The organism is Blautia acetigignens (genome assembly GCF_025566865.1).
Taxonomy (GTDB): Bacteria; Bacillota; Clostridia; order Lachnospirales; family Lachnospiraceae; genus Blautia_A; species Blautia_A acetigignens.
The window spans coordinates 137,594-152,238 of sequence record NZ_JAOQJM010000009.1 but is presented as its reverse complement, the minus strand read 5'-3'; the positions used below and the strand labels follow the sequence as shown (position 1 = coordinate 152,238).

The window sequence follows — 14,645 nt, the reverse complement described above, 5'->3', positions numbered from 1 at the left end:
TTTCCCGTTCGACTTGCATGTGTTAAGCACGCCGCCAGCGTTCATCCTGAGCCAGGATCAAACTCTCTGATAAAGTGTTTGATGCACTCAAGACAACCAACTAGCTTAGTTATCTCTCGTCATTACTGTTTTAAAAGTTTTCATTCGAAAATGAATTGTATAAAGAAATTTTCGAGAATCGTATGTGTTTCACTGTTTAGTTATCAAGGTTGTTCGCTGTCAGTTCTTTGCGACAGCTTGTTTATTTTACCTCATCTCTTTTCGTTTGTCAAGAACTTTTTTCAAGTTTTTTAAAACTTTTTTGATGAAGTTTTTGTCTTTGTTGACGACTTATCTACTTTATCATAAGTAGAAGTGTTTGTCAACTACTTTTTTAAATTTTCTTGATTTTTTATAAATCTTAGAAAATTTAAAACGGAGAAGGAGGGATTTGAACCCTCGCGCCGCGTTAGCGACCTATACCCTTAGCAGGGGCACCTCTTCGGCCTCTTGAGTACTTCTCCAGTCTCCGAACTACTTAACTGCTGTTAAATTGTGGAGTGCGCATTTCTCACAGCGCATGAGTTATTATACTTAAAATATTTCACCTTGTCAATGGTTTTTTCTAATTTTATTTTATTTTTTATTATCTCCGCCATTTTTCCCACTTTTTTAGCAGAATTCCTTAGAAATCCCTGGCATTTTCCCGGATTGTTTCCTCAATTCTTCTTTTTACTTCAGCTGCAATCTCGGTGGATTTCATATCTTTATATTCTTCATACTCCATCGGCTTCAGGAAATGAATCTGTACATCCAGCATTTTGGCAGATCCGGTATCAAACGCTTTATAGGAATCGATCAGAGCTACCGGAACGATCGGGCACTTTGCCTTCATAGCCGCTTTGAAGCTTCCGCCTTTAAACTCCTGTGGGTGATTTCCGTTTTTGCTTCTGGTTCCCTCTGCAAATATCAGATAGTTTCTTCCTGCTTTTACTTCTTTTGTAACATTGATAATAACCTGCATGGACTGTTTGATGTCTTCCCTGTCAATCAGGAAAGCTTTCATACATGCAAATACCTGTTTCAGGAACGGAACATTTCCAACCTCTTTTTTGGCGACTACTGAAAAAGGTACCGGGCACACCTCCATGATTGCAAGCACATCATATAATCCTTGATGATTGGGATAAAATATAAATCCATTTTCTGAAGGTATATTTTCCACACCGTGGGCGTCAATATGCAGATTTCCGCCTCGGTTGGCCGCGTGATCGATTTTTTTCAGCATTGCATAGCGCTGTTCTTCTGTATAGCGGTCCACATGCGCAGCGTACCAATTTAACATAATCCAGTAATATGGCACAAATAATATGTTTTTCAAAACCATTACTATAATTCTTTTCATTTTAGCAGTTCCTTTCTGAAATATGAGAAAAGACTGCTGCAAGATCTTAATATCCTGCAGCAGCCTCCCCTTACTCTGCGTTTAGCTTATTTGCAATTTTTTCTTCATATCCCGGGTTCTTTTTCACAAATACATTGTATGCCTTCGTATAATTCTTGTAAGTATCTGTTGTCATAAACTTGGCATAATCTGTCGCTGCCTGAGTTCTCAGTTCATCTGTAATCTCAGACGGCGGCATAACATAATATTTGCTTCCGTTTTTCTCTACCATGTAGGTACCCACGCATGGATATTCCTGGCTGTTTTCCAGAACCAGGTTATAATAAATATAAACGTAAGTATACTTGTCTTTCTCAGAAAGCTTATCGCACTCCTCCACCTTCACTTTCGTTGGATTGTGTGCGGCAAAATACTGAAGCGTAGCATCGATTTCCGTCTGAAGAAACTCATTGGCATCGTCTCCGCCTGAATAGCACTTTTTCACTTTCTTTTCACTGCCGTTTACGTATTCTTTTATAAGGGATTCCACAACTCCCTCAGGTGATTTCTGGTTTACACCGCATCCGGACATTGCCATGGCAAGCACCAGAACAATACCCAGAATGATTATTCTAGTTTTCTTTTTCATCTGCTTCTTCCACAGGCTCCTCACTGCTGCCGCCGTTTGCATTTTCCTCGACTTTTTCGCGGACTTTGGCAAGGCTTGCCACAGTTACACCCTCATCAAGATTGATCAGCTTCACACCAGATGTAATTCTTCCAAGAATGGAAATTCCGGCACAGGTAATACGAATGATAATTCCCTCAGTGGTAATCATCATAATCTCGTTTTCTTCATTCACGGCTTTGGCACCGATAACATTACCTGTCTTTTCGGTAATCTTGTAGCATTTTACACCCTTACCGCCACGGTTCTGGCAGGTAAACTCACTCATGGCTGTGCGTTTGCCCATACCATTTTCAGATACTACAAGAAGGTAATCGCCCTGGGAATTCAGCTGCATTGCCACAACCTCATCTCCTGGATCCAGGTTCATGCCGCGAACACCCATGGAACTTCTTCCAGTACTTCTTACATCTGTTTCTTTAAACCGGATACACATACCATCCTTGGTAACCAGCATAATATCCTTGTTGTTATCCGTTGCCTTTACTTCAATCAGCTCGTCATCATCTCGAAGGGTAATTGCCACAAGTCCGGTCTTACGCACATTTGCATACTCTTCCATCGGAGTTTTCTTCACAAGACCATTCTTGGTTGCCATAACCAGATAACGGCCTTCCTCGAAATTCCGCATAGGAATTACCGCTGTAATACGTTCTCCCGGCATAAGCTGCAGAAGGTTCACGATTGCCGTACCTCTTGCCGTTCTTCCTGCTTCCGGAATCTCATATGCTTTCAGACGGTATACTCGTCCTGTATTGGTAAAGAACATCAGATAGTGATGTGTGGTGGTCATCAGAAGCTCTTCGATATAGTCATCTTCAATGGTCTGCATTCCCTTGATTCCGCGTCCGCCTCTGTTTTGGCTGCGGAAATTATCTACGGTCATCCTCTTAATATAGCCAAGCTTGGTCATCGTAATGACAGTATTTTCCCTTGGAATCAGATCCTCTGTGGAAAGATCGTATACATCATATCCAATAGCAGTTCTTCTCTCATCACCATATTTGTCAGCAATTGCAAGAATCTCTTCTCTTACAACGCGGAGAAGAAGATTTCTGTCTGCAAGAATTGCCAGGAATTTGCGGATTTTCTCCTCTAACTCTGCATATTCTGCTTCCAACTTTTCTCTTTCCAAACCTGTCAGAGCTCTCAGTCGCATATCAACGATTGCCTGAGCCTGTACATCTGTAAGTTCAAATCGGTCCATTAATTCCTGCTTGGCAATCTGAACATTACGTGCAGCACGAATGATCCTGATAACCTCATCAATGTTATCCAGTGCCTTTAACAGACCCTCTAAAATATGTGCACGCTCCTGTGCCTTATTCAGGTCGTATTTGGTTCTTCTGGTTACAACATCTTCCTGATGGGCAAGATAATGCTCCAGAAGCTCTTTCAGATTCAGCACCTTCGGTACCAGACTGTCACCCTGAGGAACCACGCAAAGCATGATTACGCCAAAGGTATCCTGCAGCTGGGTATGCTTGTACAGCTGATTCAGAACAACGTTTGCGTTGGCATCCTTACGAAGATCAATGCAGATCCGCATGCCCTCACGGCTGGAATGATCGTTCAGGTCTGTAATTCCGTCAATCTTCTTATCGCGGACAAGTTCTGCGATTTTCTCGATCAGACGTGCCTTATTTACCAGGTATGGAAGCTCTGTAACGATAATACGGGACTTGCCGTTTGGCAGGGTCTCGATGTTGGAGACTGCACGAACACGGATCTTGCCGCGTCCGGTACGGTATGCTTCCTCGATTCCCCTTCTTCCAAGAATGGTGGCTCCAGTAGGGAAATCCGGACCTTTTACAACGTCAAGAAGCTCCTCCATGGTAGTTTCTCTCTGCTCTTCAATGGTATTGTCAATAATTTTTACCACAGCATTAATAACCTCACGAAGATTGTGAGGCGGAATGTTAGTAGCCATACCAACGGCAATACCTGTGGTTCCATTTACCAGAAGGTTGGGGAAACGGGACGGGAGAACCTTTGGCTCTCTCTCGGTTTCATCAAAGTTCGGCTGGAAATCAACGGTATCTTTGTTGATGTCAGCAAGCATCTCCATGGAAATCTTGCTGAGACGTGCCTCTGTATATCGCATAGCAGCGGCGCCGTCACCATCCACAGAACCAAAGTTTCCATGTCCGTCAACCAGCGGATAGCGGAAAGACCAGTCCTGTGCCATATTTACAAGTGCTCCGTAGATAGAGCTGTCACCATGAGGGTGATATTTACCCATGGTATCACCAACGATACGGGCACACTTACGATGGGGCTTGTCCGGACCGTTGTTCAATTCAATCATAGAGTACAGCACTCTACGCTGTACCGGCTTCAAACCATCTCTTACATCTGGAAGTGCTCGTGAAGCGATAACGCTCATGGCATACTCGATGTAGGATTCTTTCATGGTTTTCTCCAGATCCACCTCATGGACCTGGTCAAAAATCTTGTCATCCATATTGTTTTATCTCTCCTAGATATCCAGATTCTTTACAAAACGCGCATTTTCTTCGATAAACTCACGTCTCGGCTCTACCTTGTCACCCATCAGTGTGGTAAATACAAGGTCAATTTCAGAGGTTGCAGCCTCATCCATTGTTACGCGAAGAAGAATACGTTTCTCCGGATCCATAGTGGTTTCCCAAAGCTGCTCAGCATCCATCTCTCCCAGACCTTTGTAACGCTGGATCTTGTTGTTGGAATCTCGTCCGATTTCTGTCAGAATGGCATTGAGCTCATCATCATCATAAGCATACCAGACTTTTTTGTTTTTCTCGATTTTGTAAAGAGGCGGCTGCGCCAGATATACATAGCCCTGCTTGATCAGTTCCGGCATAAATCTGTACAGGAATGTAAGAAGCAGCGTGGCAATGTGGGCACCGTCAACATCGGCATCTGTCATAATAATAATCTTGTGGTATCTCAGCTTGGAAATATCGAAATCCTCATGGATTCCGGTTCCAAAAGCAGTGATCATTGCCTTGATCTCTTTGTTTGCATAAATCTTATCAAGACGGGCTTTCTCAACGTTCAGAATCTTACCGCGAAGAGGCAGGATTGCCTGTGTGGCACGGTTACGTGCAGTCTTCGCAGAACCGCCCGCAGAATCTCCCTCTACGATGTAGATCTCGCAGTTCTCAGGGTTCTTGTCGGAACAGTCCGCAAGCTTTCCTGGAAGGGACATGCTGTCAAGGGCAGACTTCCTTCTGGTCAGGTCACGGGCCTTACGTGCAGCTTCCCTTGCTCTTTGTGCAAGTACGGACTTCTCTACAGTCGCCTTGGCTACTGTAGGATTCTGCTCCAGGAAAATCTCCAGCTGCTTGCTTACAACGCTGTCTACAGCGCCTCTGGCCTCGCTGTTGCCCAGTTTCTGCTTGGTCTGGCCTTCGAACTGGGGATTGCCGATCTTAACGCTGACAATAGCTGTCAGGCCCTCTCGGATATCATCACCGGAAAGGTTCGGCTCGCTGTCCTTCAGAAGCTTGTTCTTTCTTGCATAGTCATTAAAAGTATTGGTAATAGCGTTTCGGAAACCTGTGATATGAGTACCGCCCTCAGGGGTATTGATGTTGTTTACAAATCCGTAGGTGTTCTCTGTGTAGGAATCATTGTGCTGCATGGCAACTTCTACGGCTACGCCGTCCTTCTCGCCCTCACAGTAGATAATCTCCGGGTACAGAGCTTCCTTGCTTCTGTTCAGATAAGTTACAAACTCACGGATACCGCCCTCGTAGTGGAAGGTTTTCTCACGCTCCATGCCCTCACGCTTATCTACAAGGATAATCTTCAGGCCTTTGGTAAGGAAAGCCATCTCACGGAGGCGCTGCTTGAGAATGTCATAATCGTATACGGTCTCCTCAAAAATCTGCTTGTCCGGAAGGAAAGTAACGGTTGTTCCTGTAGCATCCCCACACTCTCCAGCTTCCTTCAGCGGATACATTGTCTTGCCGCGCTCGTAACGCTGCTCATACCTCTTTCCATCTCTGCAGATGGAAACTTCCAGCCACTCAGACAGTGCATTAACGACCGAAGCTCCAACACCGTGAAGACCGCCGGATACCTTGTATCCTCCACCGCCGAATTTACCTCCGGCATGAAGAATGGTAAATACAACCTCTACTGCCGGAATACCGGCTTTATGATTAATTCCAACCGGAATGCCTCGTCCGTTGTCTACAACTGTGATGGAGTTATCAGGATTGATTGCTACATTGATTTCTGTACAGTAACCGGCCAGTGCCTCATCTACGGCATTGTCCACGATTTCATATACAAGGTGGTGCAGACCGCGGCTGGATGTACTTCCAATGTACATACCCGGTCTCTTACGTACGGCTTCCAGGCCCTCCAGAATCTGGATTTGGTCCGCTCCGTATTCCGTATTTGTTTCGCCCATGATATTCCTCCTGTTATCATCTATTCAAAACCACAGGAATTTATGGCATTGCTCTGCTGCCAGATTTCATTCCTGTTTTTGTGCATAAAAATACTAATTTATTATATCACAAAATCCCCGTTTTTGCCAGTTAAAAGCCATTTCCGCATGTAAAAAAAAGGCCGTATTTTCAACGAATATCCGTCAAAAATACGCCTTTTTTTACATGTTTCCTATAGTTTTTCTATTTTATTTCCAGCAAAGCCTGATAAATCTCTCTTTTGGTCACGCCGCGGTCTTTGGCAACCAGTTTCATTGCCTCCTTGCGGGCAATTCCCTGCTTCTCATAAACTTCCATATGCTGGGAAATGGACATCTCTTCCCATGCTGCTTTTTCTTCTTCCCGAATCTCCTCGCGGCTTTTTCCCTCAATTACAAGAACGCATTCACCAAGGGGCTTCTGGTCCTGATAAAAATCCAGCAGATCCTTAATAGTACTGCAAAATGCGGTCTCGTGCTTTTTGGTAAGCTCTCGGCAAAGAGTCATCCTGCGGTTGCCCAGAGTCTCATAAAGCTCCTCTAAAGTGCCTACAAGATGATGGGGTGCCTCATAGAGAATGATGGTCCTCGTCTCACTTTTCAGCTCTTCCAGAATTGCCTTGCGCTCCTTCTTGTCAGGCGGTAAAAAGGCCTCAAAAGCAAACCTGCGGGTAGAAAGGCCCGACAGGGTAAGCGCTGTAATGCAGGCAGCAGGACCTGGCAGGGATGTCACTTCAATGCCAGCCTCATAACACATGGCAACAAGCACTTCTCCCGGATCTGAAATGCCAGGAGTTCCTGCATCTGTAATAAGCGCTACATTCACACCGGAACGCATCTTGTCAATCAGTGTGTATGCTTTCTCCACCTTGTTGTATTCGTGATAGCTGGTCATCGGTGTTTTTATGTCAAAATGATTCAGCAGCTTGATACTGTTTCTGGTATCCTCTGCTGCGATCAGATCCACTTCCTTCAGTGTTCTGAGAACCCGCAAGGTAATGTCCTCCAGATTTCCTATAGGCGTGGCGCATAAATATAATTTACCGCTCATATCCTGTTCTCCCTTCTGCAATCGGCTCTGTTTCCGATCCGTCATTACAGCATTCTTCTGCTGTCGGATCAGACCATATCATACATTTCCAGGATTTCCTTTGTATAAACTCCCGGCTTCTCATAGACGATCAGCGGTCTTTCCACTGTGATTCTGGAATTTCCGCCCTTAAGGGCCTCAATCAGTACCATGTTCGGTTCCCGGTCTATATATGGGTAAACCAGCTGCATTCGCTTCGGTTCCAGCTTGTACTTCGTCAGCACATTCATAATTTCCGTAAGCCTGAAGGGCCGGTGCACCATATAAAAACGGCCCCTGTCCCCCAGAAGCTTAGCAGCCTGGCTTACCACATCCTCAAGGGTGCACAAAATCTCATGTCTGGCAATTGCCTTGGGCATATGAGGATTGGTCAGCCCATGCTGGCCGATCATATAAGGCGGATTGCATGTCACAACATGAAAAGAAGCTGCCCCGAAAATGCCGGCAGCCTCTTTGATATCGCCTTGTCTGATACTGACCCTGTCCTCCATGTTATTGTATTTCACACTTCTTGCCGCCATTTCGGCACATTCTTCCTGAATCTCCAGACCAGTGAAATGCTCTCCTGGTGTCTTGGATGCAAGGAGCACCGGGATGATCCCGGTTCCGGTTCCCATATCAAGAACCTTCTCCCCTTTCTTCACTCTGGCAAATCCAGATAACAGAACAGCGTCCATACCGAAGCAGAATTTCTGTGGATCCTGGATAATGTAATATCCATTCTGCAAGTCATCCACACGTTCATTCTCCTTCACAAGATCATTAATCATTTAATTTGGAATCTCCCTTTTTGTCTTCAAGATCCTGCAGTTCCTTCATTTCCTGTTCGGAAACCTTCACTTTCTTCTTTCTGGAACGGAATTTCAGTTCCGCTACAGGGAACTCCTGAATCTCTTTCTCATCGCCGATTTCCACAACAACCTTCACCAGCTGGCGAAGTACATTTACACTCTGTACATTGCCCTGGATTCCATCTGGTGTGGTAACAGTATCTCCAATTCCCGGAAGTCTGCGGTTCAGCTCCTCATAAGTCTCCTGCTCATTCTTCAGACAGCACATCAGTCTTCCGCAGACACCTGAAATCTTGGTCTGATTCAGAGAAAGATTCTGTTCCTTGGCCATTCTGATGGATACCGGAGCAAACTCGGAAAGGTAGGTATGGCAGCAAAGACATCTGCCGCAAATTCCGATTCCGCCCAGAATCTTGGTCTCATCTCTTACACCGATCTGGCGAAGCTCGATTCTGGTTTTGAAAATAGATGCCAGATCCTTAACCAGCTGACGGAAATCAATTCTGCCATCTGCTGTAAAATAAAACAGGACCTTGTTATTGTCAAAGGTGTATTCTGCGTCAATCAGCTTCATTTCAAGACCGTGCTCACGGATCTTCTTCTGGCAGATCTTGAACGCATCCTTCTCGCGCTCTCTGTTGTATTTCTCTCTATCGTCATCATCCGGAGTCGCTACGCGGAGCACTTCCTTCAGAGGATGTACTACCTGGTCATCTGCTACCTCCTTAGGTGCAAGCACCACCTTTCCATACTCAACACCGCGGGCAGTCTCAACGATTACGTGATCGCCCGGCTTCATTTTATAGTTCTTCGGATTGAAGTAATAAATCTTACCTACATTCCGAAATCTTACGCCTACTACTTTTGCCATTCTATTTCTCCCTGATTGTAAGGAACAAAAGCTCAAGGGCAAGTTCTGTATTTACATTGGCGCGAAGACGTACCTTAGTCTTCTCCAGTGCATCCAGAATTTTCTCCAGATTCTCATAGGAACGCTGGCTTGCCTGTTCCCTTATATAATTTATTTCCTGTTTGAAAACAAGATTATCTACTTCCCGTGTAGCCTTAAACATCAGTACATCACGGAACCAGAACTGGAAAAGATCCAGGTAATCTCCAATGTTCTGCTTGTCATTGGAAAGCTCCTTAATGGCTTCTGTAAGCTCATAGACCTCCATGTTATCTGCATTCTTCAGAATACGAAGGGCATTCTGGGTCATGTCTGCAAATTCCTGGGAAGTAGCAGCTTTCTTCGCCTTGCCAATGCTTCCATGAGCGTAGGACGCATCAATTTCAGCCTGATAATCCGGTATATGAAGATGCTCCATAAGGTATTTCTTCACAAGACCGTCATCTACTACCTTCAGGTCAAGACGCACGCATCTTGAACGGATGGTGGGCAGCAGTGCATCTATATTGCTTGTAAGAAGCATGATCACAGCATATTCCGGCGGCTCCTCGATGGTCTTCAGAAGGGCATTCTGCGCCTGAGGATTCAGCATCTCCGCGTCTGCTATGATATAGATCTTATGCGGACTGCAGTAAGGCTTAATATCTACATCATTGATAACCTGTTCCCTGATCTCGTCAATGGTAATGACATTTGGCTTCTCATGGGTCACCATAATGATATCCGGATGATTCTTGCCAATGGCCTTCTTACAGGAATCGCAGTGTCCGCACGGCTCTGTACCGCCTTCTTCACACTGCAGCGTCATGGCATAGGTTCCTGCCAGCAGCTTCTTTCCAGAACCAGGGTCACCTGTAAAAATATAAGAATGGGACACTTTCTCCGTCTCTATAGCATTCTTCAAATGCCTGATAATTTCTTCATGTCCTATAATGTCATTAAACCCTAACATTGGAATCACCTCACCCTATCATTTTGGTTACTTTATAGTAACTTTTTGTACAAATACAGTCTGACTGTATTCTCGTTCTAATTCTATCATGTACGACAAAATCATGCCATAGTTTTTTGTGAAATAATTCTGAATTTCGGGTTATAAATGTGTGTACAATGCAGTTTAAATCTGTGTCTGTGCTCTGTAATGTCAGCCTTTGATATACTGTGCAATTTCTTCCACGCATTTTTCCAGATCGATATTCTGGAATCTTTTCTTAATCCCGGCAGCAGCAATTTTTTCTTCGGAAAAATCCTCCTGGTCTGCCAGAAATCTTCTGCACATTTCCTCATAGCGGGGTGTCTTCTGGCTTCTCTCCCTATTCAACGCTCTTGCAAGACGCTCTCCGTCCTCCACTTCAATATAGATTGGGCAAAGTGCCTCTTCCCCATAGTATTCTCTCATTTTCACATAAGATTCCAGGGTACCGATTCCCAGATAATCTGATGCGTCCAGATTCACCTGTCCGTCATCTGCTGTAAAATAAGTCCAGATTCCGTGTACCGTATGATAGGCACGTGCTTCAATTACACAGCCCTTCTCCTGAAACTCTTTCAGCTTCTTATCATCCACAAAATAATACTGTTTGCCGTCTTCTTCCTCCGCCCGGATCGGACGGGTTGTATACAAAACCAGTTTTTTCAGTCCAAGCTCCTCATGTGCAGCCAGTCTGGCATAGATATGATCCTTCCCGGATGCGCTTTTTCCCATAATGTAAAATATTTTTCCCATAATTATTCAGGCAGGGGATTACACCTCCGCCTGCTCCTTTACTACGCAAATTGATTCTTCATTCTCACCGCAGAGTCCATAAAGATTCAGCCCCTGCTCCCTGCATCTTCTCACATTCCGGACAAAAAGTCCAGTGATCTGCTCTCCTGGCACGATAATAGGAATTCCCGGGGGATAAAGATACACAAACTCCGCGGAAATTTTCCCAATGCTCTCTTCCAGAAGGCAAAACTGAGCCTGCGCCTCCATGGCCTGGGAAATGGACATCAGCTGTTTCATAGAGCCGCATTTGCAGGTGCAGTCTCCATTTCTGCGCTCATCTGTGCGCGCTTCTCCCTCACAGCTCTGGCAAACATCCGGTTTACTTTCCCTGTATTCCTGTTTTCCTGCGTCTGATTCACTTATTATTTTCTGCGCTTCCTGACGGTCAATTTCTTCTACCGCCCTGCAAAGCCGCGAAAATCCCTCTCTGGTATCGCCAACTGCTGCCAGTGCAAGCACATAGTTCTCCGTAGTCATCTCCACTTCCAGATGGTACTTCTCGCGAAGGATCCGGGAAAGCCCTGGTCCGTTCAAAGTGCTGTGGACTGTTGATAAAATCAGCTTGGATCTGTCATAGGCAAATATTTCCGTTCTGTCCTGCGCATCCTTTTCCCCGGATTTCTCGTCTGGTGCCTGGAACAAACGGATATATTCACAGTTACTTAATTGCTTCCGTGCAGTCTCCAGATTTTCTGCAAATTCATCAAACATCCGTCCGCTGTCTTTCTCCAGCTTTGCCACACAGGCGTCCAGACTGGACATAAGAATATAAGACGGACTGCTTGTCTCATAAATTCCCAGGAATCTGCAGATCAGCTTCTCACTTACACGGTCGCTGCAGAGATGGAGCACTGCAGTCTGGGTCATAGCAGGCAGTGTCTTGTGAAAGCTCTGGATCACTACATCTGCACCAAGGTCCACTGCCGAAGCCGGAAAATAGTCCGAAAACCGGAAATGTGCCCCATGCGCCTCGTCAACAATCAACGGAATCCCATAACTGTGGGCAACATCTGCAATCCTTCGCACATCCGACACCACACCGTCATAAGTAGGTGATGTAATGAGAACCGCTTCAATATCCGGATTCTCCTCCAGGCATCTTTCCACACGGGATACGGAAATAGCGCCGTTTATCCCCAAATCTGAATCGGATTGTGGATAAATATACGTGGGCACCAGGTCTCGCAGATAAATTGCATGATAAACTGCCTTATGGCAATTGCGGGCTGTCAAAATCCGACCGCCCTTTTTCACAGATGCAGAAATCGCAGCCAATAACCCTGCCGTGCTTCCATTTACACTGAAAAAGCTTCTCTTCGTTCCGTATAAACGGGAAAGTGCATTCTGGGCTTTCAGAAGGATGCCCTCACTGTGATGCAGGTCGTCAAATCCATCTATCTCTGTAATATCCCTCTCAATGGGAAAATCCCCCTCCACGCATGCCTTATTTCTCTTATGTCCAGGCATGTGAAACGGATAAAAATCTGAGTTGCCGTAGTTCTCCAGTTCTTTATACAGTCTTTCCATTTTACCTCTCTGTCTGCCTGTAATTTCAGGACTTTACATTTTAAATCGGTATCCAACTCCCCATATTGTTTCAATGTACTGCGGCTTCGCATTGTTATATTCGATTTTCTCACGGATTTTCTTGATATGGACGGTAACGGTGGCAATGTCTCCCACAGACTCCATATCCCAGATTTCACGGAAAAGCTCTTCCTTGGTAAATACCCGGTTTGGATTCTCCGCCAGGAATGTAAGGAGATCAAATTCCTTAGTGGTGAAAGTAGTCTCTTCCCCATTCACCCACACACGGCGGGCAGTTTTATCAATCTTAATTCCGCGAATCTCAATCGTGTCATTCTTCTGTACCGTGGAACCGATCAGACGGTTATAGCGGTCCATATGTGCCTTTACTCTCGCCACAAGCTCACTTGGGCTAAAAGGCTTGGTCATATAATCATCTGCTCCAAGTCCCAATCCGCGAATCTTATCAATGTCATCCTTCTTGGCGGAGACCATAATGATCGGAGTATTCTTAGCTTCCCTTACCTGACGGCAGATTTCAAATCCATCCACCTCAGGCAGCATCAGATCCAGAATGATCAGATCAAAATCCTCGTTCAATGCTTTCTCAAGCCCCAGGTCTCCTCTGTTGGAAATAACCACCTCAAATCCGGAAAGCTCCAGATAATCTTTCTCAAGCTCCGCAATTGCTTCTTCATCTTCTATGATCAGTATTCTGCTCATTTCATTGGTACCTCCTGGTATTTTCTAAGTACAAAATACATAATAGTGCCGATTCCAAGCCGGCTTGTGGCCCAGACCTTGCCGCCGTGATCTTCCAGAATCTTCTTCACAATGGAAAGACCGATTCCGCTTCCGCCCTTGGAAGAATTTCTGGAAACATCCGTGCGGTAAAAACGGTCAAAAATATAAGGCAGGTCCTTCGGCCCGATTCCCTTTCCATTGTCTTCGATCTCAATCTGGATGAAATCGCCCACATCCTTAATTCGAATCTGGATAATTCCCTTTGGCTTATCCATGTATTTTATAGCATTGCTGATAATATTATGTATAACTCGCCGGATCTGTTCTCCATCAGCGATTACCATAACGTCCTTTTCCACATAATTGGCATATACCAGTTCGATTCCCCGGGTTTCCAGTTCCAGTCCTACTTCTTCTGCGCAGTCTGCAAAATAATCCTCTACATTCAGCTTACCGAAGGTATAGGGAATGCGGTTGGTATCAATTTTAGAATAAAAGGTCAGTTCGTTGATCAGGTGGTCCATCTCGTTGGTCTTATTATAGATGGTGCGCACATAACGGTCCATTTTCTCCGGTGTGTCTGCAACTCCGTCCATGATTCCCTCTATATAGCCTTTTACCGCTGTGATGGGGGTCTTCAGATCATGGGAAATATTACTGATCAGTTCTTTATTCTCTTTTTCAATGAGATTTTTCTCTTCTGTGGATTCCTTCAGACGGCGGCGCATCTCCTCAAAATCCTGGCATAGCTCTGAAAATTCATCATTTCCTTCCACATCCAGGACGAAGTCAAGATTTCCCTCTTTGATATTCTGCGTCGCTTTTTTTAGTTTCACCAGCGGTACGGCAATGCTTCGGTACACCCACAGACCAACCACAAGCGCAACAGAAATCAGAATAATAAATGCACTGATAAAAAGGTCCTTGGCCATCACATGCACCCTGCCCTGGCTGTCTGCTGAATCTGTTATGGAAATATCATAGACTGTGCCGTCACTTTCCGTCTGAACCTGCGTTTTCTGTGACTGGCTGAAGCCATATAGGGTAGCAGCGAATAAGAGCAGCGGCATCAGAATAATCATGGTGAATCCCAGAATAATTCTTGTTTTCAGCTTCATAGCAGCTTTCTCCTCTTTTTGTCTGTCATAATCTCCGGGCCAAGCGGACATATTGCCAGCCGACGCCATCACAATATATGAAAGTCAGCTTTTCCCGGCATCATATTAGAATTATAGCATAAAGCTGCATTTCCATCTCTAAATTTTCTATTAAAAAAATGGACCGGCGTAAAGCACATTCCAGGCAAGAAAAAAACTGCCCGCAAGAAGGACAGTTTTTATAAAG

12 protein-coding genes, 1 tRNA gene and 1 rRNA gene are annotated in these 14,645 nt (G+C 45.0%); all 14 read right to left on the bottom strand.

Features of this window, described 5'->3' with window-relative positions; all coding sequences use genetic code 11:
* Nucleotides 1–73, bottom strand: a 16S ribosomal RNA gene (locus OCV70_RS12290); the annotation flags it as partial.
* Between the two features lie 342 nt (nucleotides 74–415).
* Nucleotides 416–503 (bottom strand) — tRNA-Ser (locus OCV70_RS12285).
* Between the two features lie 161 nt (nucleotides 504–664).
* Nucleotides 665–1,384 carry a lysophospholipid acyltransferase family protein gene (locus tag OCV70_RS12280; protein WP_173767926.1) on the bottom strand — a complete coding sequence of 240 codons (720 nt, stop codon included), beginning with the start codon at nucleotides 1,382–1,384 and terminating at the stop codon, nucleotides 665–667.
* A 70-nt stretch (nucleotides 1,385–1,454) separates the two neighbouring features.
* Nucleotides 1,455–2,012: a hypothetical protein gene (locus OCV70_RS12275; protein WP_186900968.1), complete on the bottom strand. Its 558-nt coding sequence runs from the start codon at nucleotides 2,010–2,012 to the stop codon at nucleotides 1,455–1,457.
* A complete protein-coding gene (gene gyrA, locus OCV70_RS12270) occupies nucleotides 1,996–4,515 on the bottom strand; it encodes a DNA gyrase subunit A (RefSeq protein ID WP_117849624.1) in 2,520 nt (839 codons plus the stop codon). The genes OCV70_RS12275 and gyrA overlap by 17 nt, the downstream gene beginning before the upstream one ends.
* Before the next feature lie 15 nt (nucleotides 4,516–4,530).
* Nucleotides 4,531–6,453, bottom strand: a complete 1,923-nt coding sequence (gene gyrB / locus OCV70_RS12265) for a DNA topoisomerase (ATP-hydrolyzing) subunit B (protein WP_021924434.1) — start codon at nucleotides 6,451–6,453, stop codon at nucleotides 4,531–4,533.
* A 223-nt stretch (nucleotides 6,454–6,676) separates the two neighbouring features.
* A complete protein-coding gene (rsmI, locus tag OCV70_RS12260) occupies nucleotides 6,677–7,522 on the bottom strand; it encodes a 16S rRNA (cytidine(1402)-2'-O)-methyltransferase (protein ID WP_021924433.1) in 846 nt (281 codons plus the stop codon).
* A 68-nt stretch (nucleotides 7,523–7,590) separates the two neighbouring features.
* The gene (locus tag OCV70_RS12255; protein ID WP_021924432.1) at nucleotides 7,591–8,331 is read right to left on the bottom strand and encodes a tRNA1(Val) (adenine(37)-N6)-methyltransferase; all 741 of its coding nucleotides are present in this window, start codon (nucleotides 8,329–8,331) and stop codon (nucleotides 7,591–7,593) included.
* Nucleotides 8,324–9,223: a PSP1 domain-containing protein gene (locus OCV70_RS12250; protein WP_021924431.1), complete on the bottom strand. Its 900-nt coding sequence runs from the start codon at nucleotides 9,221–9,223 to the stop codon at nucleotides 8,324–8,326. The genes OCV70_RS12255 and OCV70_RS12250 overlap by 8 nt, the downstream gene beginning before the upstream one ends.
* Nucleotide 9,224: 1 nt before the next feature.
* A complete protein-coding gene (locus OCV70_RS12245) occupies nucleotides 9,225–10,214 on the bottom strand; it encodes a DNA polymerase III subunit (protein ID WP_021924430.1) in 990 nt (329 codons plus the stop codon).
* Between the two features lie 192 nt (nucleotides 10,215–10,406).
* Nucleotides 10,407–10,988, bottom strand: coding sequence for a nucleoside/nucleotide kinase family protein (locus OCV70_RS12240; RefSeq protein WP_021924429.1), 582 nt, complete (start codon nucleotides 10,986–10,988; stop codon nucleotides 10,407–10,409).
* 18 nt (nucleotides 10,989–11,006) lie between these two features.
* A complete protein-coding gene (locus OCV70_RS12235) occupies nucleotides 11,007–12,557 on the bottom strand; it encodes an aminotransferase class I/II-fold pyridoxal phosphate-dependent enzyme (RefSeq protein WP_173767922.1) in 1,551 nt (516 codons plus the stop codon).
* A gap of 33 nt (nucleotides 12,558–12,590) precedes the next feature.
* Nucleotides 12,591–13,280 carry a response regulator transcription factor gene (locus OCV70_RS12230; protein ID WP_021924427.1) on the bottom strand — a complete coding sequence of 230 codons (690 nt, stop codon included), beginning with the start codon at nucleotides 13,278–13,280 and terminating at the stop codon, nucleotides 12,591–12,593.
* Nucleotides 13,277–14,419: a sensor histidine kinase gene (locus OCV70_RS12225; protein ID WP_173767920.1), complete on the bottom strand. Its 1,143-nt coding sequence runs from the start codon at nucleotides 14,417–14,419 to the stop codon at nucleotides 13,277–13,279. The genes OCV70_RS12230 and OCV70_RS12225 overlap by 4 nt, the downstream gene beginning before the upstream one ends.
* Between the last annotated feature and the right edge of the window lie 226 nt (nucleotides 14,420–14,645).

Bases quoted from the DNA above. Each gene is read 5' to 3' on its own strand.
- OCV70_RS12280 (WP_173767926.1), bottom strand. From the start codon at position 1,384: ATGAAAAGAATTATAGTAATGGTTTTGAAAAACATATTATTTGTGCCA.
- OCV70_RS12275 (WP_186900968.1), bottom strand. From the start codon at position 2,012: ATGAAAAAGAAAACTAGAATAATCATTCTGGGTATTGTTCTGGTGCTT.
- gyrA (WP_117849624.1), bottom strand. From the start codon at position 4,515: ATGGATGACAAGATTTTTGACCAGGTCCATGAGGTGGATCTGGAGAAA.
- gyrB (WP_021924434.1), bottom strand. From the start codon at position 6,453: ATGGGCGAAACAAATACGGAATACGGAGCGGACCAAATCCAGATTCTG.
- rsmI (WP_021924433.1), bottom strand. From the start codon at position 7,522: ATGAGCGGTAAATTATATTTATGCGCCACGCCTATAGGAAATCTGGAG.
- OCV70_RS12255 (WP_021924432.1), bottom strand. From the start codon at position 8,331: ATGATTAATGATCTTGTGAAGGAGAATGAACGTGTGGATGACTTGCAG.
- OCV70_RS12250 (WP_021924431.1), bottom strand. From the start codon at position 9,223: ATGGCAAAAGTAGTAGGCGTAAGATTTCGGAATGTAGGTAAGATTTAT.
- OCV70_RS12245 (WP_021924430.1), bottom strand. From the start codon at position 10,214: ATGTTAGGGTTTAATGACATTATAGGACATGAAGAAATTATCAGGCAT.
- OCV70_RS12240 (WP_021924429.1), bottom strand. From the start codon at position 10,988: ATGGGAAAAATATTTTACATTATGGGAAAAAGCGCATCCGGGAAGGAT.
- OCV70_RS12235 (WP_173767922.1), bottom strand. From the start codon at position 12,557: ATGGAAAGACTGTATAAAGAACTGGAGAACTACGGCAACTCAGATTTT.
- OCV70_RS12230 (WP_021924427.1), bottom strand. From the start codon at position 13,280: ATGAGCAGAATACTGATCATAGAAGATGAAGAAGCAATTGCGGAGCTT.
- OCV70_RS12225 (WP_173767920.1), bottom strand. From the start codon at position 14,419: ATGAAGCTGAAAACAAGAATTATTCTGGGATTCACCATGATTATTCTG.